This is a genomic window from Prauserella halophila (genome assembly GCF_024171895.1).
Taxonomy (GTDB): domain Bacteria; phylum Actinomycetota; class Actinomycetes; order Mycobacteriales; family Pseudonocardiaceae; genus Prauserella; species Prauserella halophila.
The window spans coordinates 15,961-40,655 of the sequence record NZ_JAMTCQ010000011.1; the positions used below are offsets into that span (position 1 = coordinate 15,961).

19 protein-coding genes are annotated in these 24,695 nt (G+C 71.1%); 13 read left to right on the forward strand and 6 right to left on the reverse strand.

Features of this window, described 5'->3' with window-relative positions:
- Positions 1 to 128: 128 nt before the first annotated feature.
- Entirely contained in the window at positions 129 to 1,103 is a 975-nt protein-coding gene (locus LY41_RS14905) for an NAD(P)H-dependent flavin oxidoreductase (RefSeq protein WP_253864632.1), read from the forward strand.
- A 391-nt stretch (positions 1,104 to 1,494) separates the two neighbouring features.
- A complete protein-coding gene (locus LY41_RS14910; RefSeq protein ID WP_253865038.1) occupies positions 1,495 to 7,068 on the forward strand; it encodes an ATP-binding protein in 5,574 nt (1,857 codons plus the stop codon).
- Positions 7,069 to 7,151: 83 nt separating this feature from the next.
- Here LY41_RS14910 and LY41_RS14915 read toward each other — a convergent pair whose 3' ends face one another.
- A complete protein-coding gene (locus LY41_RS14915) occupies positions 7,152 to 8,198 on the reverse strand; it encodes a sulfite exporter TauE/SafE family protein (RefSeq protein ID WP_253864633.1) in 1,047 nt (348 codons plus the stop codon).
- Positions 8,199 to 8,608: 410 nt separating this feature from the next.
- Between LY41_RS14915 and LY41_RS14920 the strand changes: the two genes are divergently transcribed.
- Positions 8,609 to 9,832, forward strand: a complete 1,224-nt coding sequence (locus LY41_RS14920; protein ID WP_253864634.1) for an ROK family transcriptional regulator — start codon at positions 8,609 to 8,611, stop codon at positions 9,830 to 9,832.
- Between the two features lie 165 nt (positions 9,833 to 9,997).
- The gene (locus LY41_RS14925; protein WP_253864635.1) at positions 9,998 to 11,737 is read left to right on the forward strand and encodes a pyruvate dehydrogenase; all 1,740 of its coding nucleotides are present in this window, start codon (positions 9,998 to 10,000) and stop codon (positions 11,735 to 11,737) included.
- A gap of 102 nt (positions 11,738 to 11,839) precedes the next feature.
- On the opposite strand, the gene LY41_RS14930 is transcribed toward LY41_RS14925, so the two are convergent.
- From LY41_RS14930 to LY41_RS14940, 3 genes are all read right to left on the reverse strand, one after another.
- The gene (locus LY41_RS14930; RefSeq protein WP_253864636.1) at positions 11,840 to 12,475 is read right to left on the reverse strand and encodes a phosphoribosyltransferase; all 636 of its coding nucleotides are present in this window, start codon (positions 12,473 to 12,475) and stop codon (positions 11,840 to 11,842) included.
- Between the two features lie 95 nt (positions 12,476 to 12,570).
- Positions 12,571 to 13,200, reverse strand: a complete 630-nt coding sequence (gene bluB / locus LY41_RS14935) for a 5,6-dimethylbenzimidazole synthase (protein WP_253865039.1) — start codon at positions 13,198 to 13,200, stop codon at positions 12,571 to 12,573.
- A gap of 176 nt (positions 13,201 to 13,376) precedes the next feature.
- Positions 13,377 to 13,892: an ATP-binding protein gene (locus tag LY41_RS14940; RefSeq protein WP_253864637.1), complete on the reverse strand. Its 516-nt coding sequence runs from the start codon at positions 13,890 to 13,892 to the stop codon at positions 13,377 to 13,379.
- Between the two features lie 597 nt (positions 13,893 to 14,489).
- On the opposite strand from LY41_RS14940, the gene LY41_RS14945 reads away from it, so the two are divergent.
- From LY41_RS14945 to LY41_RS14975, 7 genes are all read left to right on the forward strand, one after another.
- Positions 14,490 to 15,905: a sensor histidine kinase gene (locus tag LY41_RS14945; RefSeq protein WP_308292253.1), complete on the forward strand. Its 1,416-nt coding sequence runs from the start codon at positions 14,490 to 14,492 to the stop codon at positions 15,903 to 15,905.
- Positions 15,902 to 16,339, forward strand: coding sequence for a roadblock/LC7 domain-containing protein (locus tag LY41_RS14950; RefSeq protein ID WP_253864639.1), 438 nt, complete (start codon positions 15,902 to 15,904; stop codon positions 16,337 to 16,339). Before LY41_RS14945 ends, LY41_RS14950 begins: the two co-directional genes overlap by 4 nt.
- Positions 16,340 to 16,403: 64 nt before the next feature.
- Positions 16,404 to 16,745 (forward strand): DUF742 domain-containing protein, encoded by a 342-nt coding sequence (locus LY41_RS14955; protein ID WP_253865040.1) that lies wholly within the window; start codon positions 16,404 to 16,406, stop codon positions 16,743 to 16,745.
- Complete coding sequence (locus LY41_RS14960; protein ID WP_253864640.1) at positions 16,720 to 17,361, forward strand: GTP-binding protein; 642 nt, start codon at positions 16,720 to 16,722, stop codon at positions 17,359 to 17,361. Before LY41_RS14955 ends, LY41_RS14960 begins: the two co-directional genes overlap by 26 nt.
- On the forward strand, positions 17,354 to 18,583 hold the full coding sequence (locus LY41_RS14965; protein WP_253864641.1) for a styrene monooxygenase/indole monooxygenase family protein: 1,230 nt from the start codon (positions 17,354 to 17,356) through the stop codon (positions 18,581 to 18,583). The genes LY41_RS14960 and LY41_RS14965 overlap by 8 nt, the downstream gene beginning before the upstream one ends.
- Positions 18,584 to 18,768: 185 nt before the next feature.
- Complete coding sequence (locus LY41_RS14970; RefSeq protein WP_253864642.1) at positions 18,769 to 19,368, forward strand: Rv1733c family protein; 600 nt, start codon at positions 18,769 to 18,771, stop codon at positions 19,366 to 19,368.
- 131 nt (positions 19,369 to 19,499) lie between these two features.
- The gene (locus LY41_RS14975) at positions 19,500 to 20,489 is read left to right on the forward strand and encodes a DUF3048 domain-containing protein (RefSeq protein WP_253864643.1); all 990 of its coding nucleotides are present in this window, start codon (positions 19,500 to 19,502) and stop codon (positions 20,487 to 20,489) included.
- 127 nt (positions 20,490 to 20,616) lie between these two features.
- Here the strand turns inward: LY41_RS14975 and LY41_RS14980 are convergent, their stop codons facing one another.
- Together LY41_RS14980 and dprE2 are read right to left on the reverse strand one after the other, a co-directional pair.
- Positions 20,617 to 21,525: a universal stress protein gene (locus tag LY41_RS14980; protein WP_253864644.1), complete on the reverse strand. Its 909-nt coding sequence runs from the start codon at positions 21,523 to 21,525 to the stop codon at positions 20,617 to 20,619.
- Between the two features lie 112 nt (positions 21,526 to 21,637).
- The gene (gene dprE2, locus LY41_RS14985) at positions 21,638 to 22,381 is read right to left on the reverse strand and encodes a decaprenylphospho-beta-D-erythro-pentofuranosid-2-ulose 2-reductase (RefSeq protein WP_253864645.1); all 744 of its coding nucleotides are present in this window, start codon (positions 22,379 to 22,381) and stop codon (positions 21,638 to 21,640) included.
- A 388-nt stretch (positions 22,382 to 22,769) separates the two neighbouring features.
- Here dprE2 and LY41_RS14990 point away from each other — a divergent pair, with 388 nt between their 5' ends.
- Positions 22,770 to 24,056 (forward strand): type 2 periplasmic-binding domain-containing protein, encoded by a 1,287-nt coding sequence (locus LY41_RS14990; RefSeq protein ID WP_253864646.1) that lies wholly within the window; start codon positions 22,770 to 22,772, stop codon positions 24,054 to 24,056.
- Positions 24,057 to 24,106: 50 nt separating this feature from the next.
- A complete protein-coding gene (locus LY41_RS14995) occupies positions 24,107 to 24,682 on the forward strand; it encodes a TRAP transporter small permease (RefSeq protein ID WP_253864647.1) in 576 nt (191 codons plus the stop codon).
- Positions 24,683 to 24,695 lie beyond the last annotated feature (13 nt).

A 24,695-nucleotide genomic window follows, 5' to 3' on the forward strand; every position in this document is an offset into this window, starting at 1 on the left:
CATCCGTGGTTACGCTGCGGGGTAAGCGCACGCTTTCCTGGGCGGTGCGGTGATCGCCCGGAGGCGTCGCCGCGATTGTCCGGCCGACTCCACCCGACGGCTCCTGACCTCTTGCGAAGGGAAACGCAATGGTTCGCACGCGATTCTGCGACGTGTTCGGCGTCGATCACCCGATCGTGCAGGGTGGGATGCAGTGGGTCGGCACGGCCGAACTCGTCTCGGCCGTGGCCAACGCAGGCGCGCTCGGATTCCTCACGGCTCTGACGCAGCCCACACCGGAGGACCTGGCCAAGGAGATCGCGCGCTGCCGGGAGATGACCGACAAGCCGTTCGGCGTGAACCTCACGATCCTGCCGTCGATCAACCCGCCGCCGTACGCCGAGTACCGCGACGTGATCGTCGAATCCGGGGTTCCGGTGGTCGAGACCGCCGGGTTCAATCCCGCCGAGCACCTGCCGACGTTCCAGGGCGGCGGCGTGAAGGTACTGCACAAGTGCACCAGCGTGCGCCACGCGGTCAAGGCCCAGGAACTGGGCGTGGACGGCATCTCCATCGACGGTTTCGAATGCGCGGGCCATCCCGGTGAGGACGACATCCCGGGCCTGGTGCTGATTCCCGCGGCCGCCGACAAGATCACGATCCCGATGGTCGCCTCCGGCGGGTTCGGTGATGCGCGCGGGCTCGTGGCGGCGCTCGCCCTCGGCGCGGACGGCATCAACATGGGCACGCGGTTCGTCGCCACCCGCGAGGCGCCCGTGCACGAGAACGTCAAGCAGGCCATGGTCGCGAACACCGAACGCGACACCGAGCTGATCTTCCGGCCGCTGCGCAACACCGCCCGGGTCGCGAGCAACAGTGTCAGCCGCGAGGTCGTCTCGGTCCTGGACGGCGGCGGCGCGTTCGAGGACGTGCGTGAGCTCGTCGCGGGCAACCGGGGGCGTACCCGGGTGCTGGAGGAGGGTGACACCGACGACGGCATCTGGTCCGCCGGTCTGGTGCAGGGCCTCATCCAGGACATCCCGACGGTCGGCGAACTGGTCGCGCGGGTCGCGGGCGGCGCCGACGACCTGATCAAGGAACGGCTCACCGGACTGGCGGGCTGACGCGCCCGGCTCACGCGGCGCGGTGAGCGGTACCGCAGCCGCCTCGGTGGGGCGGTCCGGTCGAGTACGGCTCGCCGCGGCGGGCGGAGCGGGTCTCACAGGACGCGACGGGTCGGCGACCCGTCGCGTCGATTTTTTGGTGGATTCCTACAAACCGCCCCGGTGCGACGTGGCGGCTGCGATCATTCCGGAATCGGTACCCGGCCGGGGAAGCTGGGGACGCGCGGACGGGCGTGTGCCGGATTCCGGCCGTGGAACTCGTGCGCGATTCCGGCACCGTGTCGCGGACGCGAGCCGGTGCCGCGCGTAAGACCAGAACGCGTGAGACCCGAACACGAGAGCCCGGCGTCCTCGCCAGGGGCGTGACAGTAGGTTGTGAGGTTTGCCCAGTTTGTTCATCCGCATCGCCATCGTCAACCGAGGTGAGGCCGCGATGCGGCTCATCCGTGCCGTGCGCGAACTCAACGCCGAGGACGGTGGCCGTCGCGAGACGGTCGCTCTCCACACCGACGTCGACCGCGGCGCCACGTTCGTGCGCGAAGCGGATCATGCCTGGGAGCTGGGCAACGCCGCCGACCGGCCGTATCTGGACATGGCGGTGCTGGAGCGCGCGCTGACGGAGTCGGGAGCGGACGCGGCGTGGGTCGGCTGGGGCTTCGTGGCCGAGGACCCGGCCTTCCCGGAGCTGTGCGAGCGGCTCGGCGTGGCGTTCGTCGGCCCGTCACCGGAGGCCATGCGCAAACTCGGCGACAAGATCGGTGCGAAACTGATCGCCGAGGACGTCGGCGTGCCCGTCGCGCCCTGGAGCCGTGGCTCGGTGGACGGGCTCGAGGGCGCGATCGAGGCGGCGAGCGGCATCGGTTACCCGTTGATGCTGAAGGCCACCGCGGGCGGCGGCGGACGCGGCATCCGGGTGGTCGAGACCGCCGATGATCTGGCGGAAGCCTACGAACGGACCAGTGCCGAGGCCGAGCGTGCGTTCGGCAGCGGTGTGGTGTTCCTCGAGCGCCTCGTCACGGGAGCTCGGCACGTCGAGGTGCAGGTGATCGCCGATGGCCAGGGCACGGCCTGGGCCCTCGGCGTGCGCGACTGCTCGGTGCAGCGCCGCAACCAGAAGGTGATCGAGGAGTCGGCATCGGTGCGGCTCGAGGCCGAGCAGGTGGCCGACCTCAAGGCTTCGGCGGAACGCCTCGCGCTGGCCGTGGACTACCGCGGCGCGGCGACCGTCGAGTTCCTGTACCACCCCGGCGAACGGTTGCTGGCGTTCCTCGAGGTCAACACCCGCCTGCAGGTCGAACACCCCATCACCGAGGCGACGACGTCGTTCGACCTCGTCAAGGCACAGCTGCACGTGGCAGAAGGCGGCGCGCTGACGGGGCCGCAGCCGCAGGAGTACGGGCACGCCGTGGAGGCGCGGCTCAACGCCGAGGATCCGGACCGCGACTTCGCACCCGCGCCGGGGCACATCTCCCTGCTGACGCTGCCGAGCGGCCCCGGTGTCCGCGTCGACACCGGCGTGGGTGCCGGCGACGACATCCCGGCGGACTTCGACTCGATGATCGCGAAGATCATCACCTACGGGCGCACCCGGGACGAGGCGCTCGCCCGGTTGCGCCGTGCGGTGCGCGACACGACCGTGCTCATCGACGGCGGCGCCACCAACAAGAGCTTCCTGCTCGACCTGCTGGACGCGCCCGAGGTGATCGACGGCACTGCCGACACGGGCTGGATCGACCGGGTGCGGTCCGAGGGCAGGCTCGCATCCCACCATCATTCCGGGATCGCCCTGGCTGCGGCCGCGATCGAGGCCTACGAGGAGGGCGAGCAGGCGGAGCGGCAGCGCCTGCTCACCACGGCCCACGGCGGGCGGCCGCAGGTGCGCCACGACGGGGCCACGGCGATCGATCTGAAACTGCGCGGTGCCGGCTACCGCGTGACGGTCGCGCGCACCGGCCCCCGGCGGTTCCGGGTGGAGATCGACGGGGCGACCGCGGCGCCCGCGCTCGACGTCACGCTGGAACGGTTCGACGACAGCAGTGGCCAGGTCACGGTGCACGGCCGCCGGTACCGGCTCGTGACGGGCACGCACGGCCCGGTGCACCTGGTCGAGGTCGACGGCGTGACCCACCGGGTGAGCCGGGACGAGGGCGGTGTGCTGCGCTCGCCCGCCCCGGCGCTCGTCGTGGCCACCCCGGTGGAGCCGGGTGACGAGGTCGAGTCGGGTGCGCCGGTGCTGGTGCTGGAGAGCATGAAGATGGAGACGGTGCTGCGGGCACCGTTCCGCGGCAGGCTGGTGCAGCGCCCGGTGTCGGTGGGCAGTCAGGTCGAGGCCGGTGCCCCGCTGTTGCGGCTCGAACCGATGGCCGACGAGGACGCCGACGAGGCCGACGAGACCACCGGGGCCGCCGATGCGGCGCAGAGTGTGGACCTGGAACTGCCCGCCGCGCCGCCGGAAGCGCCCGTGGCCGAGCAGGTCGAGCGCGGGCTGGACCGGCTGCGCTGGCGGCTGCTCGGCTTCGACACCGGGCCGGACGAGGACACCGGCGCCCCCACCGCGTATCTCAAGGCACGGACGCAGCTGGCCGACGACGGCACGCGCCCGCTGGCCGAGGAGGCCGGACTGCTGCGCGTGTTCGCCGACCTGTGCGAACTGACGCGGAACCGCCCCGCCGCGGGCGGCCAGGGCGACCACGACGCCGGTGCCAGCGTCCACAGTGCACGCGAGTTCTTCCACACATACCTGCAGAGCCTCGACACCGAACGTGCCGGGTTGTCCGAGAGCTTCCTGGCCAAGCTGACGCGCGTGTTCGCGTACTACGGCGTCACCGAGCTCGACCGCACCCCGGAGCTCGAAGAGGCGGTCTTCCGTATCTTCCTGGCACAGCAGCGCGGCGCGGCCGACGCCACGGTCGTGACGACGGTGCTGCAGCAGTGGCTGACCGAGCCCGCACCGCCGGAACCCGTGCGGCTGACGGTCGGGGAGGCGCTGGAACACCTCGTCGTGGCGACCCAGCTGCGGTTCCCGGTGGTGACCGACCTCGCGCGGAGCCTGGTGTTCCGGTGGTTCGGACAGCCGATGTACCGGCGCAACCGGGCCGAGAGCTACACCGCGGTGCGCAAGCACCTGCGCCACCTCGACGCCCGCCCGGACGCGGCCGACCGGGAGGAGCGGATCGCGGCCATGGTCGCCACGCCGGAACCGCTCGTCCGCGTGCTCGCCCAGCGCATGGTGCGCCCCGGTACCGACCAGCGGCCGATGCTGGAGGTGCTCGCCCGGCGCTACTACGGTTCGCGGCGGCTGCACGGCATCGACACCGTGCGCACCGCGGGTTTCGACTGCGTCACCGGTGAGTACCGCCCCGGCGCGGCGGACCCGGTCCACTATCGGCTCGTCAGCACCGCGACCGACATGTCCCGGCTCGGGGACGCGCTCGATGCCGTGGCGGCCCTCGCCGTCGACAGCGAGTCCGGTGGCGGCGAGTCCGGTGGCGGTGATCCGGGCGACGGCGGGGAGACCGGCGACCTGGTGGCGGACGTCTACGTGACCTGGCCCGACCAGCCCGGCGATGCCGACGCGATGGCCGAGCGGCTCCGGAACGAGCTCGCGGCGGCGTCGCTGCCGGACCGGACGGTACGGATCACGGCCAGTGTGGCGGGCCGCAGCGGATCGGCCATGCACCACCACTTCACGTTCACGGCCACCGCCGACGGCCTGGCCGAGGACCGGGTGATCCGGGGCCTGCACCCGATGATCGCGCAGCGCCTGCAGCTGCCGCGGTGGCGCAACTTCGACCTGACCCGGTTGCCGTCGGCGGACGAGGAGGTCTATCTCTACCGCGCAGTGGCGCGGGGCAACGAGACCGACGAACGCCTCGTGGCGATGGCCCAGGTGCGGGACCTGACGCCGCTGAAGGACGAGGACACCGGCCGGATCCTGGCGTTGCCGGACGTCGAGGACACGCTCGACGCGTGCGTGGCGGCGATCCGGCAGGAGCAGGCGGGCCGTCCGGCCAGGAAGCGGCTCGACACGAACCGGGTGCTGCTGTACGTCTGGCCGCCCAACCGGCTCACGCTCGACGAGGTCGACGCCATCGCGCGCCGCGTGCTGCCGACCACCACGGGTGCGGGCCTCGAGGAGGTGCTCCTGGTCGGCCGCCGCTCGGACGAGGAGCACGGTGAACTCCGTGACACGGCCGTGCGCATCGGCTACGACGTCGGCTCCGGCGTGAAGGTCGAGATCGTCGAACCGCCGTCCGAGGACATCCCGCCGCTCGACGACTACGGCCAGAAGGTGCTGCGCGCCCGGCGGCGCGGGACCGTGTACCCGTACGAGCTCACCGCGATGCTCGCCGGCCCCGACGGGACGTTCGCCGAACACGATCTCGACGAGACGGGTGCGCTGGTGCCGGTCGAGCGGCCGAAGGGTGGCAACACGACCGGGATCGTCGCGGGGGTGGTGACCACTCCGACGGCGCAGCATCCCGACGGCGTCGCCCGCGTGGTGTTGCTGGGTGACCCGACGAAGTCCTTGGGGTCGCTGTCGGAACCGGAATGTGCGCGGGTGATCGCCGCGCTGGATCTGGCCGACCGGATGCGGGTACCGGTCGAATGGTTCGCCCTCTCGGCGGGTGCGCGCATCGCCATGGACTCGGGTACCGAGAACATGGACTGGGTCGCGGCGGCACTGAAGCGCATCGTCGAGTTCACCCAGGCCGGCGGTGAGATCAACATCGTCGTCGCCGGGATCAACGTCGGCGCGCAGCCGTACTGGAACGCCGAGGCCACGATGCTGATGCACACCAAGGGGATCCTGGTGATGACGCCGGATTCGGCCATGGTGCTGACCGGCAAGCAGTCGCTGGACTTCTCCGGTGGCGTCTCGGCCGAGGACAACTTCGGCATCGGCGGCTACGACCGGGTGATGGGGCCGAACGGGCAGGCCCAGTACTGGGCCGCCGACCTCGCCGGGGCTCGGGACGTGCTGATGCGCCACTACGAGCACACCTACGTCGCGGCCGGGGAAGCGGCGCCACGGCCGGCGGCGACGACCGACCCGGTCGAGCGGGATGTCTCCGGCTTCCCGCACCACGTCGCGGGCAGCGAGTTCACCACGGTCGGGGAGATTTTCTCCGTCGAGTCCAATCCGGACCGGAAGAAGCCGTTCGACATCCGCACCGTGATGCGCGCACTGTCCGATCAGGACCATCCGGTGCTGGAACGCTGGGCGGGCATGGCCGACGCGGAGACCGCCGTCGTGCAGGACGTGCACCTCGGCGGACGGCCGGTGTGCCTGCTGGGCATCGAGTCGCGACCGGTGCCGCGCCGCGGGTTCCCGCCGACGGACGGGCCGGACACCTACACCGCGGGCACGCTGTTCCCGCGGTCGTCGAAGAAGGCCGCGCGCGCGATCAATGCGACCAGCGGCAACCGGCCGCTCGTGGTGCTGGCCAACCTGTCCGGATTCGACGGCAGCCCCGAATCGATGCGCAAGCTCCAGCTGGAGTACGGCGCCGAGATCGGCAGGGCGATCGTGAACTTCGACGGGCCGATCGTGTTCTGCGTGATCTCGCGTTATCACGGGGGCGCGTTCGTGGTGTTCTCCAAGGCGCTCAACCCGAACATGACCGTGCTGGCGGTCGAGGGTTCGTACGCGTCGGTGCTCGGTGGCGCTCCCGCCGCAGCGGTGGTGTTCTCCGGCGACGTCGATGCGCGCACGGGCGCCGATCCACGCGTGCAGGAGGCGCAGCGGGTCGCAGCAGCGGCCGAGGGCGGCGACCGTGCCGCGGCCGCGGCATCGCTGGCCGAGGTGCGCGCCGAGGTGCGGGCGGACAAGCTCGGCGAGGTGGCCGCGGAGTTCGACGGCATCCACAGCATCGACCGTGCCGTCGAGGTCGGCTCCGTCGATGCGGTGATCCGGCCGGAACGGCTCCGCCCGGCGATCATCGAGGCGATCGACCGGCCCTGACCCCGCGTCCGCGGCGGGACGGCCGACGCTCGTGGGCGGGCCGGGGAGCGCATCCCCGGCCCGCCCACGCGGGTGATGCAGGGTCAGGCGTGTCCGGACGGTCCGTTCCGCTCGGCGGTGCCGGCGCCGGGTTCGCCTGCCGCCGTGCCGGTTGCCGCGGCGTCGGCGGCGGCCGTGGTGTCGGCGGTTGCGGTGGTGTCGGTGGTTGCTGTGGCAGTGGTCGCCGTGGCGTGGTCCGGGACGGTTTCGCCGGCCAGGACGTTCATGCGGCGTTCCGCCCGGATCGAGCGGATCGCGGCGGTGAGGCCGGCCGCCCACAGCACGCCGATGCCGGCCAGCACGGTGACGGTGACCGTCGGCGGGACGTCGAGCGAGGCGAGCAGTGCGCGGCTGTTGGTGAACACGATGAGGCCGCCTGCTGCTGCGCCGAGGATCCGCGGCGGCAGTCTGCGGACCAGCCATGCGGCCAGCGGCGCCGCGACGATACCGCCGAGCATCAGCCCGGCGACGACCGTGTAGTTCATACCACCGGTGTGCGACAGCGCGAACAGGAATCCCACGCTCGCCGCGATCGCCACGACGAACTCGGACGTGTCGACCGAGCCCACGACCTTGCGTGGTTCGAGCCGGCCCGACGACAGCAGCGTCGTCGTCGCGACCGGGCCCCAGCCGCCTCCGCCGCTGGCGTCGACGAAGCCGGCGACGACACCGAGCGGAGCGAGGAAGCGTGCGCCGGGCCGTGCCGTGGTGAGCAGTGAGCCCAGGTTCAGGAACGCGAACCGGATGAGCACGTACAGGCCGAGCAGCAACAGGATCGTCGTGATCCACAGCTGGGCCGACGAGGCGGCCAGCGAGGTGAGCACGTAGGCGCCCAGCACGGCGCCGGCGGCGCCCGGCAGGGCCAGCGTACCGACGACGCGCCAGTCGACGTTGCGCATCTTCCAGTGCGACAGGCCGGACGCGAGCGTGGTGCCGACCTCGGCCAGATGCACGGCCGCGGAGGCGACCGCCGGGGTGGTGCCCGCGACCAGCAGGGTCGTCGTCGCCGTGACGCCGAAGGCCATGCCGAGTGAGCCGTCGACCAGCTGGGCCAGGAACCCGGCCAGTCCGAACAGGAGCAGTGTGTGCATGCCGACCTCGGTGAATCGAAAGGTGCCCGGCAATTCCGCAGGATGTCGGAATTGCCGGTATCAGGTGTGTTCCGTAGTGCGGCGGGTCCCGCTTTCCGCCCGCGGTGCCGCGCATTTCTTCCGCTGGCCGCGTCGTCCGCGGCTCCGTTCGGACAGCGGTGGAGTCCGATCGCAGGCGCGTGTGGTCGCAGGTGAAGGCAGTCGTGTCCGCCGCTGCGTCCGATGCTGGCACGACGACGATCCCGGGGTCCACTGTTTCGGGAAACTGTGGAACGTGACGGGTGACACGGTTTTTCTAACTTGGTGAAAAGAAATTCTGCAACGCCGGGAAATTAATTCCGGCGGCTTCCGGGGGATGGGAAATCCGGCGGGACGGGGTGGTGGGCACGTAGGGTTCGACCGAGACGAAAGTGAGGTCACGAGTGGGCAGGCGGCTACCGGCGTCGGTCAGGGACGTTCCCGGTGCGGGCGGAGTGAGGGAGTCCAATGCGGCCGCGGTGCTGGCCGCGGCCCGGAGGGAGGGGCCGCTGTCACGCGCCGAGATCGCACGGCTGACGGGGCTGAGCATGCCCACGGTCAGCAGGCAGATCACCGCACTGACGGACCTGGCGTTGCTGCGGGAGGCGCCCGAGGTGGCGACCGGCGGCGGGATCGGCAGGCCGACCGTGCCGGTGCGACTCGACGAGAACGTGATCGCCGCGTGCGGTGTCCACATCGGCATCGTGACCACGACCTACGGACTGACCACCCTGTCGGGGCGGCTGTTGGGCAGTGAGCGCATCCCGACCCCGCAGGGTTCGGCGGCGGACGTGCTGCGGGCCATCGGCGACGAGGTCAGCACCTTCCTGGCCGAGTGGCCGCAGCGCCGCATCATCGGGATCGGGCTGGCCATCGGGGGTCAGGTCGACGCCGAGCGTGGGCGGCTCGACCACGGCCCGCTGGACTGGCACGGCGTGCCCGCGAGGGATGTGCTCGAAGAGGTCACCGGATTGGCGGTGCACCTGGACGGGCACGTGCCGGCGATGGCGACGGCGGAGCTGTTGTTCGGCGTGTCCGGGCGGGCGGCGAGCTCGCTGTACTTCTACGCGCGCGAGATGACCGGTGTGGCGGTGGCCGTCGACGGCGTGCTGCACCGCGGTCCGGGGCAATCCGGCAGTATCGCCCACCTGCCTGTCGGCAGTGACGTGCGGTGCGACTGCGGGCGCACGGGCTGTCTCGAGGCGACGGTCGCCGAACGCGCCGTGGTCGAGCGCGCCAGGGACGCGGGGATCATCACCGGCTCGGAGCTGAGCGACCTGGTCGCCGCCGCGGATGCCGATCCGCGAGCCCGGGGGATGCTCACCGAACGGGCGCGGGCGCTCGGCCGGGCGATCGCGATGACCCGCGACCTGGTCAACCCGGAGCTGGTCGTGCTCGGCGGGCAGGCGATCACCGAGACACCGGCCTACCTGGACACCGTGCTGGCGGAGTTCGCCTCCTCGACGATGCTGCCGGGTACCGACCTGATCACCGTGACCCGGTTCGGGCGGAACGTGCAGGCGATGGCGGCGTGCACGGGACTGCTCACGCAGCTCTACGACCACCCGCTGTCCCTGCTCGGCGCCGGCGCGCCGCATGATCGCCGCGATGCGTGATGCCGGGGGCGCGTGATCGGGGACCGGTGAGCACCGCGCGCACCGCATCGGCAGCAGGGCGTTTCGGATCGCGGGGCGTTTCGGATCGCGGGGCGGGCGTCGCGCATCGACAATCGAACCGGAACACCCGAGCCGCAGCACCGCCGACCCACGAAGGAGTACGACATGGCCCGAGCCTCGGTCGCCGATCAGTTCATCGAGGTACTGGTGCAGGCCGGTGTGTCACGGATCTACGGCGTCGTCGGCGACAGCCTCAACCCGATCGTCGACGCGATCCGGCGCACGCCCGGCATCGACTGGGTGCACGTGCGCAACGAGGAGGCGGGTGCGTTCGCCGCGGCGGCGGAGGCGCAGCTGACCGGCAGGCTCGCGGTCTGCGCGGGCAGCTGCGGACCCGGCAACACGCACCTCGTCCAGGGCCTCTACGACGCTCACCGCACGGGCGCGCCGGTGCTCGCACTGGCCTCGCACATCCCGGCCAGCCAGATCGGCACCGGCTTCTTCCAGGAGACGCACCCGGAACGCCTCTTCGTCGACTGCAGCGGTTACTGCGAGACGATCAGCACGGCGGAGCAGGTCCCGCGGGTGCCGCGGATCGCGATCCAGCGTGCGCTCGCCGGCGGTGGAGTATCGGTCCTGGTGATGCCCGGTGATCTGGCGCACGGCGACGCGGCGGGCGCCACCGGCACGAACACGTTCATCACCGAACGCGCCGTGGCGGTGCCGCCGCAGACGCAGGTGCAGGCACTGGCCGGCGCGCTCAACCGGGCCAGGACGGTCACGCTGTTCTGCGGTGCCGGGGTCGCCGACGCCCATGCCGAGGTCATGGAGCTGGCGGGCCGCGTGCACGCTCCGGTGGGGCATTCGCTCCGCGGGAAGGAATGGGTGCAGTACGACAACCCGTTCGATGTCGGCATGAGCGGGCTGCTCGGCTACGGGGCCTGCTACCGGGCCACCCAGGACGCCGACCTGCTGGTGTTGCTCGGCACGGACTTTCCCTACGACGGCTTCCTGCCGCTGGAACGCACCGTGCAGGTCGACCACGACGCGAGCAGGCTCGGCAGGCGCACCCCGCTCGAGGCCGGCGTGCACGGCGACGTCGGCGAGACCCTGCGCGCCGTGTTGCCCCTGGTGGAGCAGAAAACCGACCGCGACTTCCTGGACGGCATGCTCCGCGAACACTGCCGTTCCCTCGAAACGGTGGTCGAGGCGTACACCAGGGACGTCGGTGACCGCACGCCGATCCACCCGGAGTACGTCGCCGACGTGCTGGACGACCTGGCCGCCGAGGACGCCGTGTTCACCGTCGACACCGGCATGTGCAACGTGTGGGCGGCTCGCTACCTCACGCCGAACGGGCACAGGCGCGTGATCGGCTCGTTCCTGCACGGGACGATGGCCAACGCACTGCCGCACGCCGTCGGCGCGCAGCTGGCGTACCCGCAGCGGCAGGTCGTGTCGATGTCCGGTGACGGCGGCCTGGCGATGCTGCTCGGGGAACTGCTCACGGTGCGGCTGCACGATCTGCCGGTGAAAATCGTGCTGTTCAACAACTCGTCGCTCGGCATGGTCAAGCTCGAAATGCTCGTGGAGGGGCTGCCCGACTACCAGACCGACCACGCCGGGGTGGACTATGCCGCGATCGCCGAAGGCGCGGGAATCCCGGCCACGCGGGTCACCGAGCCGGGGCAGGTGCGCACCGCACTCGCGGACGCGCTCGCCCGCCCGGGGCCCGCGCTCGTCGACGTGGTGACCGATCCCAACGCCATGTCGATGCCGCCGCACATCACGGCCCAGCAGATGAAGGGCTTCGCGCTGGCGGCGAGCAAAGTGGTGCTGGGAGGCGGCGTCGGAAAGATGGTGGAACTGGCCCGTTCCAACCTGCGCAACATCCCGCGTCCGTGACGGACATCCACAACGGACATCCCTTACGGACATCCGAAGTGGACCGGGCCGGGGTTGCCGGACGATGGAGTCGGTCGCTGCCTCGGGTGCGGGGACGGGGGCTCATGCGTGCTGAGGGTGCAGCAACGCCATGACCTCGTCGTCGGTCACCGGCCGGAAGTTGCGGTACCAGTTGCCGACCGCGCGCATCCACACCCGTGGATTCGGGCACACCGTGTGGTCGGCGGCCGAGGACAGCTCCTCGAGTACGTCCGCAGGCGCCACGGGTACGGCGAGGGTGAGCAGCCGCGCACCGCGGGAGGCGACCGATTGCAGGGCCGCACGAACGGTCGCTCCCGTGGCGACGCCGTCGTCCACGACGATCACACACCGGCCCTCGAGCGGTGCGGGCTGCCTGCCGCGGCGCAGCCGTGCGACGGATCTGTCCAGTTCGGGAAACGCCTCGGCCGCGGCACGGTCGACCTCGGCGGCGCCGAGGCGGCGGTGGCGCAGCACGTCCGGGTTGGTGACGATCGTGCCGCCTTCGGCGATCGCGCCGAGCGCCAGCTCCGAATCGCCGGGCACGCCGAGCTTGCGGACGCCGATGATGTCGAGCTCCCCTCCGAGCGCCTCCGCCACCGGGCCGGCGACGACCACACCGCCCCGCGGCAGGCCGAGTACCAGTGGCCGCTGCCCGGCCAGATGGTGCAGCCGGGCGGCCAGTTCACGCCCGGCGTCGCGGCGATCGGTGAACTCCATGCGCGCATACTCCGTACGCGGGGGTGTCTCCACCGTTCAGGGTGCGCTCCCGGTCCGCGGGTGTCCAGCGTCCGGTGGGGCGGTGACGGCGTGGCTCAGGAATCCGGATAACGCTCCGTGTGCACGACCGCCTCGAGCGGAAGGCGGCTGCGCCATCCGTGCCGTTCCAGATCCGGGGTCCGTTCGAGGTGGGTCACCGGCCCCAGGCACAGCCACGCCACGGGGCGGACCCGATCGGGAATGTTCAGGAGTGCGCGCAGGACGGGCTCGCGGTAGAAGCTGACCCAGCCGACACCCAGGCCTTCGGCGGTCGCCGCGAGCCACAGGTTCTGGATCGCCAGGCACACCGAGTACAGCCCGGCATCGGCGATCGCGTGCCTGCCCAGCACGGCAGGGGAGCCGCGGTCCGGGTCGTAGGTGACGACCACCGACAGCGTCGACTCGAGGATGCCCTCGACCTTGATCTTCGAGAAGGTCGCGGCGTCCTCGCCGGAAAGCTCACGGGCGAACGTGTCGCGCTCGGTGGCGACGTGCTCGCGGAACGCCTCGCGGGTGCCGGGATCGCGCACGAGCACGAAATCCCACGGCTGGCTCAGCCCGACGCTGGGAGCGGCGTGGGCCGCGCCGAGAATCCGCTGCAGTACCGCGTCGTCGACCGGCTCACCGGTGAACTGCCCGCGGACGTCACGCCGGCGCCCGCAGAGAGCGTAGAACAGGTCGGCGATCTCGGCGGGCTCCGGACTGTTCCCCGCGGGCTCCGGATCGTTCCCGGCAGGCGCTGCACTGTTCCCGGCAGGCGCCGTGTCGTTCTCGGCGGGCGCAGCGTCGGTGCGGGCACCGTCGCTGCGGAGACCGTCCTCGGAGATGTCGGCAGTGAGGTCGCCCCGGTGCCGCGGTGCGCTCACCATTCACGGTTCCTGAGGCCGACGAGTACTCGGTCGGCGAGTGCCGGGTCGACCGTCTGCGGTTGCTCGGACGGCGGGTCGGACGCCTCCGGCGGCAGGTTGCGTCGCTCCCCGCGGTGCGGCAACCGGACCTGGGTGGCCGACATGCCGGGTGGCAGGGGCACCTCGCACCAGACGAGTTTGCCACGGCCCTGCACCGGTACGGCCCCGGTGCGGCGGCCGTCGATGGTGGGGGCGTCGTCGTGGGAGTGGGCGAGCTGGTCGTCCTCGACTTCGATGAGCAGGCAATCACCCTGCAGCCGGAGTCGTACGTTGACGAAGCCGGGGTTCTCGCCGTCGGCGTGGTCGAGCACGTTCTGCACCAGCTCGCGTGCCGCTGTCGACGCGGTGTCGCGGAGCATCGGCAGCCGCCATTCGGTCAGCGAGAACTCGACGAACATGCCGGCGCAGTTGAGTGCGCTCGACATGGCCACGAGCCGGATGTCGTCGACCTGTGCGGTGTGGCTGCTCACTCGTGGTCCTTCCGCGGCGCGTATCGGTCGGACCCGCCAGCCGCGTGGCGGGCCGGTGCTGTCGGTGGTGTCGCTCGGCGTCGTTGCTGCTCTCGGCGGTTGTCGGTGCTGTCCGTGTCGTCGGTGCTCTCCGGGCCGTGTCCGGGGCCGTGCCGTCCCCGGAGGTGCCGGGCGGTGGTGCGCCCGCGGCGCCCGAGACGTACTCCCCGGACGTCCTGCCCGAGACGCACCGCCCGGGCGGTGTCTCCGTGAGGATCGCACGTCCGCACGCCGGCCCGGCACTGATTCGGTCACTCTAGGTGTGATCTGTGCGGCAGTACATGGGCCACGGACGGTGATTCGGGTCCCACGAACGGGTGTACGGTGCGCTCTTCACCGGAGGTGAGCGTAAGGCATTACCGCCCGCGACAAGGCGGGGACTGCTGGTAGACATCGGGGAGGGCGTCTGCTTGCATATTCCACCGTTGGTCGGGGGAGATGCGGCCGAATTCCGAGGCCCGTACGCGAGACTCAAGAAAGTGTGGACACCGAATGGCGAGGCGGGCGAGAGCGCGGGAAATCCTGGAGCGCTCGCGTGTATTACTTGACCGCTCCCGGGTGGCGGCGGCTCACCTGCTGGATCCACCGCGACAAGACGGGGACGGATCCGACGGGGCGGCGCTCGCCGCTCTGGCGCAGCCCCTGCCGGAGCGCGGCGGCGAACAGCAGCAGGCACTGGTCGACATGTGTGCGAACCTCGCGCTCCGCGACCTGAACCTGGTCGACACCCTGCTGCAGGAACTCGAGAAGATGGAGATCGGCGAGGAGGACGAGCAGCGGCTGGGCCAGCTGTACCGGCTCGACCACCTCGCGGCGCGGCTGCGGCGCAATGCCGAGAACCTCCGGGTGCTCGCGGGCAAGGACGCCGGCGGCCCCGCGATCGATGCCTTGTCGCTGGTGGACGTCGTGCGCGGCGCGATGTCGTCGATCGACCAGTATTCCCGCGTCACCATCGGACGGGTCGCGTCGCTCGGTGTCGCCGGGTTCGCGGCGGAGGACATCAGCCGGCTGCTGGCCGAGTTGCTGGACAACGCGGCGAACCAGTCGCCGCCCAACGCTCCGGTGCGGGTCAGCGCACATCTGACCGACAGCGGCAGCGTGCTGCTGCGTATCGAGGACGACGGCATCGGGCTGCCACCGGAGCGCATGGACGAGCTCAACCGGCGGCTGTCCCCGTCCGAGACCGCCACCGACGAGGTCATCGACGACGAGGCGATCCGCAGCATGGGCCTGACCGTGGTGCGGCGCCTCGCCGACCGGCACCGGCTGACCGTGTCGCTGGCGAACCGGCTGCCGGGTGGTACGACCGCGACGGTCCTGTTGCCGATGGCGCTGGTGACCGAGGTGCCGGACGCGATGTGGTCGGGCAACGAGACGGTCTTCTACTCGCAGGGTCCGGGTCTGGTCGAACCGGCGGCCGAGTCGCCGGAGCGTTCGACGGGGGCCATCTCCGGTGAGCTGCCGCAGCGCGTACCCCAGCAGACCGCGTCGGCGGCGGCCCCGCCACCGGCGCCCGAGCTGTCCTCCGACACCGCACCGCCGGCGGCCGACACCGCACCGCCCGCGGTCGACACCGCGGCGCCGGTGGCCGACACCGCGGCGCCGGCGGCCGAGTCGCCGTCGCCGCGTCCCCGGCCGCGGCCGTCGTCGAACGCGACGGGCGGCACGACGGCCGGTGGGCTGCCCCGGCGGGTGTCCCAGAGCCTGAAGGACACCGCGGCCCCGGGGTCGGGTTCCGGCGAGAGCGCCGCTCCGGAGGCGACATCGGCTCCGGAGGACGTGCTCGAGGATCCGGTGTCGATGGAGGAGAGCCACGATCGGCTGCTCGCCGACCTGGACGCGTTCTCCGACGGCGAACAGCTCGCCGCGGACGGTTCCGAGGCCGGGCAGGACGCGGCGGACACCCAGGACGCGGCGGACAACCCGAGGGCCAAGCACCGTCGGTTCGACGACGCCGGTGAGGAGTCCGAGTGACCTCGCAGCCCACAGGCAAAGAGAACTTCGCATGGTTGATCAACGACTTCGTCCGCAAGGTCCACGGGGTTACGCACGCGTTGATCATGTCCTCCGACGGATTTCCGCTGACGTCGTCCGACGGGGTGTCGGTCGACGAATCGGAGCAGCTCGCGGCGATCTCGAGCGGGATGCTCAGCCTCGCGCGCAACAGCGCGACGCTGTTCGACAAGGGCGGGTGTGAGCAGATCATCATCCGGCTCACCCACGGCTACTTTCTGTTCATGGGTATCGGCAACGGCGCCGGACTCGCCGTGCTGACCGGATCCGACTGCGACATGAAGGTGGTGGCGTACGAGATGACTCAGTTCGTCCGCAATGCCGGCCACGCCCTGACCCCGGAAATCCGTGCCGACATGCGACGCGTGCTGACCGCCCGCAGGGCGCAGGCGTGACGACCCCACTGGTGAGGAAGTGACCACCGTGTCCACAGAGAATGGGGCCGGTCAGCCGAACCGGATGCGCAGCAAGCGGATCCGTCCTTACGCGCTCACCGGCGGCCGCACCAAACCGCGTTACGACCTGCTCGTCGAAACGCTGATTTCGGTGCCGCGTTATGACCCGGGCCTGGCCGACTCCCTGATGCCGGAGTCGCGTCGGGTCTACGAGCGTGCGCGCACGCGTGTGTCGATCGCCGAGTTGTCGGTGTCGCTGGGACTGCCGCTGGGTGTGATCCGCGTGCTGGTCAGTGACCTGGCGGCCCAGGGAGCGATCTACATCCACCCCACGGCGTACGCGTACGCGCACGATCGGAACGTACTCGAGAGGATCCTCGATGGACTCAAGCGGCTACCGGTCTGACGGCGCCCAGGCGGCGGCCGGCGGCGACCCGGATCAGCTTGCGGTCTCGGCGAAGATCGTGGTGGCAGGCGGTTTCGGCGTCGGCAAGACCACCTTCGTCGGGTCCGTCTCCGAAGTGCCGCCGATCAACAGCGAAGCCTGGATGACCGAGGCGGGCACGGGTATCGACGAGGCGCCCGACACGGAGCAGAAGTCGACCACGACCGTCGCGATGGACTTCGGCAAGATCACATTGCACAGTGATCTGCTGTTGTACCTGTTCGGCACGCCCGGCCAGGCGCGGTTCTGGTTCCTGTGGGACGACCTGTCCCGCGGCGCGCTCGGCGCCGTGGTGCTGGTCGACACCCGCCGGATCGACCAGTCCTTCGCGGCCATCAACTACTTCGAGAACGATTCGGATCTGCCGTTCATCGTCGCGGTCAACCGATTCGACGGCGAGATGTACCACGACCTCGACGATGTCAGGGACGCCCTGGCGCTCGACGAGTCGATTCCGTTGGTCACCGTCGACGCGAGAGAGCCGAGATCCACGGCCGAGACGTTGCGTGAGCTCGTGAGCTACACGCTGTCGCTGGCCGAACTGTCGGACACCGGGAGGACACGAACCCATGCGTAAGATTCTGGTCGTCGGCGCGGGACAGTCGGGGCTGCAGTTGGCGTTGTCGCTGCAACAACACGGCTACGACGTCACCGTCATGTCGGCACGGACCGCGGACGAGATCCGCGGTGGCCGTGTGATGTCGACCCAGTGCATGTTCAACGACGCACTGCAGACCGAACGCGACGAGGGCCTCAACCTGTGGGAGGCCGAGTGCGTGACCGTCGACGGTCTCGGCGTGTCGGTCGCGGGTGAGGACTCCAGCCGGGTTCTGAACTGGGCGGGCTGGCTCGACAATTACGGGCAGTCGATCGACCAGCGCGTGAAGATGGCGGGCTGGCTGGAGCTGTTCGAACAGCGTGGCGGCAAGCTCGTCATCCACGGGGTGACGACGGCCGACCTCAACTCGCTGTCGACGATGTACGACCTGACGGTCGTCGCGGCCGGCAAGGGTGAGCTGGTGCAGCTGTTCGACCGGGACCACGAGCGGTCGGTCTGGACCAAGCCGCAGCGTGCGCTGTCGGTCGTGTACGCGCACGGTGTCGAGACCCGGCCGGAGCACCCGAACAACCGGGCCGTGCGGTTCAACCTCATCCCGGGTGTCGGCGAATTGTTCATGATCCCGGGGCTGACGCTGAGCGGGAACTGCGAGATCCTGTTCTTCGAGGGCATCCCCGGCGGACCGCTGGACTGCTTCAACGACCGCCCGTCGCCGCAGGAGCACCTCGACCGCACGCTGTCGCTGATGAAGCAGTTCCTGCCGTGGGAGTACGAGCGTGCCCGGAACGCCGAGCTGACCGACGACCGCGCCACGCTGGCCGGCGGGTACACGCCGGTCATCCGCAAGCCGGTCGGCACCCTGCCCTCGGGCGGCAAGGTGCTCGGGATGGCCGACGTCGTCGTGGCCAACGACCCGATCACGGGTCAGGGATCGAACAACGCCGCCAAGTGTGCGGACTCGTACCTGCGCTCGATCATCGAACGGGGCGACCAGCCGTTCGACGACGCGTGGATGACCGACACGTTCGAGAAGTACTGGGAGTACGCCCAGCACGTAACCAACTGGACGAATGCACTGCTGACACCGCCGCCCCCGCACGTCATGGACATTCTGGGTGCGGCGCAGGAGAACTCCACGGTGGCGAACCGGTTCGCCAACGGCTTCTCCGACCCGTCGGATTACCAGCACTGGTTCATGGATCCGCAGAAGGCGGCCGACTACCTGGCCAGCGTGTCCTGACGGCACGGTTCCGCGGCGGGCCGGCACATCCTCGATGTGCCGGCCCGCCGTCGTCGTGACGGACCCCCTACGGGGTCGGTGCGGGTGGTGCATAGTCCGTCGCTCCGGCGGGAACACGACGTGCGCGGAGGGCCGGTCGGGTTCCCCGCGGACGGCGCACCCGGTGCGGCCACGAGGAGAGATCGGTGACGGCGACAAGTGCGGGATCGGGTGGATGGTTCACGCGAGCGTGCCGGCGGATCCACCCCGGCAGAAATCCACTGGCGCGGAGCGGCGATCGCTGGGACGGCCGGCTGCTCGTGATGATCGTGGTGCTCGCCGTCGCGACGGTGCCCGCGGCGGTCACGTGGGGCGGCGACGTCCACGCGGGCAGGCTCGGTGAAGCGGCGCGGGATGCGGCCGCCACACATCGGGTGACGGCCGTGCTGACCGCGGACGCACCGACGTCGGCGACGACCGGTCACCTACGGGGCGGCGTGCACGTCCCGGCGCGGTGGACGGCTCCGGACGGCGGTGAGCGCACCGGAACGGTATCGGCCTACCGCGGTGCCACCCGCGGTTCGGAGGTCACGATCTGGGTCGACCGCGCCGGGGCGGTGACCGCGGCACCGGCGACCCGGACCGGCGCCGTCGTCGACGGTGTGAGTGCGGGTCTCGCCCTGTGGCTCGGGGTGCTCACGGCGTGCGGACTCGGCTACGCGATGTTCCGGTTGCTGCTGGCGCGCTCGCGCCGTGCGCGGTGGGACCGCGAATGGGAACGCGTGGCACCGGACTGGGTCCGGTAGTGACGCTATGATCGCGGCCGACGCTCCCGCCCGGCCTGCGGCACCACTGTCGCCGGGCACGCCTCACCGGCGGTCGCGTCGTCGCCTCCGGCCGCGGCGCGGCCGGCCGGACCCGCGGGGTAGGTGAGCACATGGCGTTGTCGCGCCCGGCGTCCCGCCTGCTCGCGGCGGTGGCCGTGTTCCTGATCGCCGTGCTGGCGGCGACGCTGCTGCTGCTTCGCGGCGGCGACGGTGACGGTGGTGGCGGCGACGGTGGTGGCGGCGACGGAACCCGGTCGGCCCCTCCGGACGACGGCGGCGGCCCGCCGCGGCGCCCGGTCGTGGTCGTGAAGATCGACAACGTCGAGGAGTCGCGCCCGCAGACCGGCCTGTCGGCGGCGGACGTGGTGTACGTCGAACCGGTCGAAGGAGGGCTGACGCGGCTCGCGGCGGTGTATGCCAGCAGGCTGCCCGAGGTGGCCGGGCCGGTGCGCAGTGCCAGGGAGACCGATGTCGCACTCGTCGCGCAGTACGGCCGGCCGGTGTTGGTGTATTCGGGTGGCGCGCCGGAGATCGAACCGCTGCTGCGGCGCGCGCCGATCACCCTCGTGACGGACAAGACACGGCCCGGTGCGTACTTCCGCGGGGGCGACCGGCCCATCCCGCACAACCTGTACGTGCGCCCGCACCGGCTGCCGGGGCAGAACCGGGAGCGAGGACCGGAGCAGGTGACCGAGCCGGGCGCGGCGCCCGCGGGCGGCACGCCGACCGGCGCCCGGGAGGTGCACTTCCGTGCGGCGCGCTACCGGTTCACGTGGTCGGCCGAGGACGACCGGTGGCGGGTGTCGTTCAACGGTGCGCCGTTGCGGACCCGCGAGGCCGGCCGCGTCACCGCGGGAACGGTGGTCGTGCAGCGCGTGGCCGTGAGCGAGGGCAGGAAGGTGCGTGACGCCGGTGGGCAGCTCTCGCCGGTGGCCGGCACGGTCGGCCGCGGCGAGGCGACGATTCTGCGTGACGGCAGGTCCTTCGACGGCACCTGGGAGCGCCCGTCACGGGGCGAGGCGACGACGTATCGCACCGCGGGCGGCGAGCGGATACCGGTCGCCGCCGGTCCGGTGTGGGTACTGCTCACCCCGCGCTGAGGTGACTCCGTTGTGGCGCAGGGTTGTGGCGACGGGTTACGGCGAAAGGGTTGTGGCGAAGGGGGTGTGGTGAAGGGCGGTGGCGAAGGGGGTGTGGCGACAAGGGCGGTGCCGCCGTGCCCGCCGGTCAGGACTCGGGACGGGCGACGAGTACGGGACATCCGGCGTTGTGGATCAGTGCATGACTGGTCGATCCGAGCAGCAGGCCGCGGAATCCGCCGCGGCCCCGGCTGCCCACGACGACCAGCTGGGCCCGCTGGCTCCACTCGAGCAGCTCGTGCCGGGGCCGGTCCTTGACCAGTACCCGTTCCACCGGCACGTCGGGGTAGCGTTCGCGCCAGCCGGCGAGGCGTTCGGCGAGCCGCCGTTCCTCGGTGTCGCGCAGCGGTTCCCAGTCGACGTGCGTCTCGCGGAACGCCGAGGTGTCCGAATCGCTCCAGGTGTGCACCGCGACGAGTGCGACGCCGCGGAACGAGGCCTCGTCGAAGGCGCAGCCCAGTGCGCGTTCGCTGAGCGGGCTGCCGTCGACGCCGACCACGACGGGCCTGCGGTCGGGTTCGCCGGTGTCGCCGACGTCGCCCCGTACGGACACCACGGGGCTGTGGGCGTGGCCGACGAGCGCGATGGTCGTCGAGCCGACGATGAGGCCGGTGATGCTGCGGTGCGCCGACGTGCCGAGGACCAGCAGTCGCGCGGACGCGGAGGCGTGGACGAGGGCCGGGATCGGCTGTTCCGGATCGAGCACGGTGTCCACCTCGAGCCGGGGCAACCCGGCCGCGGCGACGGTGTCGATCGCCGACTGCCGCGCCGCGTGCAGGAACTCCCATCGCTGCCTGCGCAGCTCGGCCTTGAACGACTCGGGCGGCAGCATCGACTCGCCGGTGTAGCGCTCGGGGTACCCGGACGCGTGCAGGATCTGCAGCGGTGCGCGCCGGATCGCCGCTGCCCGCGCCGCCCACTGCACGCCCCGTAGTGCGGTATCGGAACCGTCGGTTCCGACGACGACGGGTCCCTGGCTTCGGCCGGCCTCGGTCATCGGCGATCTCCGTTCGTGATCACGTCGGTACTACGGGACGGTACGCGACGACCGGCCGTGGGGCGCGCGGCGGAACTCGGCCGGTCGTGCCGGGTACGAGCCGGACCGCCGTTCAGCGGGGCAGGCGCCGCCACAGTGCACGGGGCAGCAGGCGCATCCCGGCGAAGACCGGCTGCAGGATCCGCGGCACCCACGCCGTGTGACGGCCCGCCCGCAACGCGGCGACGGTGGCGTCGGCGACCTGATCCGCGGTGCTGGAGAACGGCGCGGGGGACATACCGTCGGTCATGCGCCCGATGACGAAGCCGGGCCGGACCAGTAGCAGGTGCACGCCACTGCCCGCGAGGGCGTCGGCCAGTCCGCTCGCGAACCCGTCGAGCCCGGCCTTCGCCGAGCCGTAGACGTAGTTGGCGCGGCGTACCCGGATCCCTGCGACCGAGGAGAAGACGACGAGGCTGCCGCTGCCCTGGGCCCGCAGCAGCGTCGCGAGGTGGGTCAGCGCACTGACGTGCGCGGTGTAGTCGGTGTGGACGATCTGCAGTGCCTGCGCCGCGTCGTGTTCGGCCCGTGCCTGGTCGCCGAGGATGCCGAATGCGGTGATCACGACGCCGACCGGGCCGTGGGCGGTCATGATCTCGCCCAGCACCTCGGCGTGCCGCGCGGTGTCGTCGGCGTCGAATTCGACCCGGGCGACGGAGGTGGCCCCGGCGTCGCGGAGGGCCCGCTCCTGCTCGTCGAGATCGTGGCTGCGGCGGGCGGCGAGGACGACCTCGGTCGCGCCACCGCGGACGAGGCGGAGGGCGACGGCGAGACCGATCTCGCTGCGTCCGCCGAGGACGACGACGGTTCCGTTCATGGCCGTCGATTGTGGCGGACGCTCCGGTGCCGGCGGACGTCGAGGGTCGCCGGGGCGGATGCGGGAACGCGGTGTCGGCGGACGTCGGGACGGTCAGTGCGGTGAAAAGCAAGCGCTTGGTATCACTATTCGACGACTGCCCGCGCTGCGAGGGTTACCGTCGGCTGCCGCGTCCGGTCGCAATGTTGTTGCGCTGTCCCGTCACTTCCCCCGTGGGTGTTGACAGCCGGAACCCGACCGCCAACACTGTGCCGACCAAGTGATTGCTTGGTTATCAGGCAGTAGGCTCCGGAATCCGGTCGGCGGTGCACCGGGACGCGGCCGGCGGGTGTGGACCAGCACCGGCGGGCACGGGCGGAACCGGCGGCCGGTGACGGAAAGGTGGATCATGCGCGATCGGGCGGCGACGGTGCCGGTGCGGCGCCGGGTGGCGGGCCTCGCACTGCCGGTGGTGGTCATGATGCTGGCCAGTGCGTGTCTCGCCGTCAGCGATGCCGGTTCCTCGGCGGGCGGCGAGGGTGTATCCGCCGGTGCGACGAAACCGGAGTACCAGCGCGTGTTCGGCGGCGTCGAGCCGATCGAGCTGACCCTGCAGTCACCGAGCAGCCCCGGTGTCGGCGGCAGCGTGCACATCGAGGCCTACGCCGACGCACTCCGCGAGTGGTCCGGCGGCAAGCTCGACGTCGAGATCGCCTACGCCAACGCCATCGCCGGACCGGACGACGCACCGTCGGCCCTGGCCGACGGCAGGGTCGACATGGACTACCTGTACCCGCTGTACGAACCGTCCCGGTTCCCGGCGAACGGGGCGCTGGCGAAAGCGAGCCTGCTCGGTGAGCACGGCCCCGTCGCAGGGACCCTGCAGGCACTCGGCGCGTACCTCGAGACCGGGATGAGCACCCCGGAGATCTCCGACGAGCTGTCCTACGAGGGCATCCGGATGCTGCTGCCGTACGGGCCGACGACCAGCCTCGCGCTGATGTGCACCGAGCCGCGCGACAGCCTGGCCGAACTGCAGGGCGCGCAGGTGCGCGTCAGCGGGTCCGCGCACGCCGTTCAGGCCGAGGCGCTCGGTATGTCCCCGGTGTCGCTGCCGTACTCCGAGATCTACGAGGCGCTCCAGCGCGGCACGATCGATTGCGCGATGGGCAACGGGTGGTCGAACGGGCCGCTGGGCATCGTGCCGCTCGCGCCGCACTACACGATCGACGCCGACACCGGGTTCGCGCGGCTGCCCTTCGCGATCGGATTCGGGCAGGCCGAGTGGGAGAGCCTGCCGCTGGTCGCCCGGCAGTTGATCCACGACCGGCTCGACGTCTACATCGAACGGATGCTGTCCGACTACATCTGGCCCGCGATGCAGGAGGCCGCGGGCCAGATGGCCGAACACGGCGGCGAGTTCAACGATTTCGCCTCCGACGTCGAACGCCCGCTGCGCGAGACGAACCGGGAGCTGCTCGACGACGTGCGCAACAGCAAGGCGCTGGACGGCGAGCGGTTCCTGAACGACGTGAACGCCGCCCTGGAGAAGTGGAAGGGAATCGTCGAGGAGATGTCGATCCCGGCGGTGCCGGACGCCGAGTTCGCCGGGTGGTACCGCGAAGGCCGGATCGATCTGGACGGGTTCATGGAGCGGATCAGGTCCGAGGTGTTGCACGCCCATCGTCCGCGCTGACTCGCGAACCCGCGAGTCGCCAAGAACCGGCAGGCAGGAGTGGAGTGGTCGTGGTGCATACCTCTGCGACGAGGATTCTGGACATCGCAGGCCGTGTGCTGCTCGCACTCGGCGCGGCGGCGGTGGTGGTGATGATGCTGCACATCGTGACGAACGCGGCCATGCGCGCGTTCGCCGATGCGCCGCTGACCGGAACGAACGAGTACGTCACGTACTGGTACATGCCGGTGGTCGCGATGCTGGGGTTCGTCGTGGCGCAGCGGGAGTGGGGGCACACGGAGGCGACCGTGGTCCACGATCGGCTGCCGCGGCGTAACCGGTTCGAACTGCGGATCGCGGGACTGGTGCTCGTCGGTGTGGTGTGCGCGGGCTTCGCCTGGTTCGGCTGGCTCGAGGCCCTGCACAACCGGGAGCTCGAACTCACCGGCGGCGTGATCGGCGTGGTCGTCTGGCCGGTCACGTTCCTGGTGCCGGTGACCTACACGGTGCTGACGGTGCACGTGCTGACCGAGGTGGCGCTGCTGCTGACGCGGCCGTCGCGGTTCGAAGCCGACGACGGGGCCGACGACGCGGCCGAGGACGACGAGATCGGACGTGGTGGAGGTGAGGGACATGCGGTCGGCTGAGCGGAGACGTCGG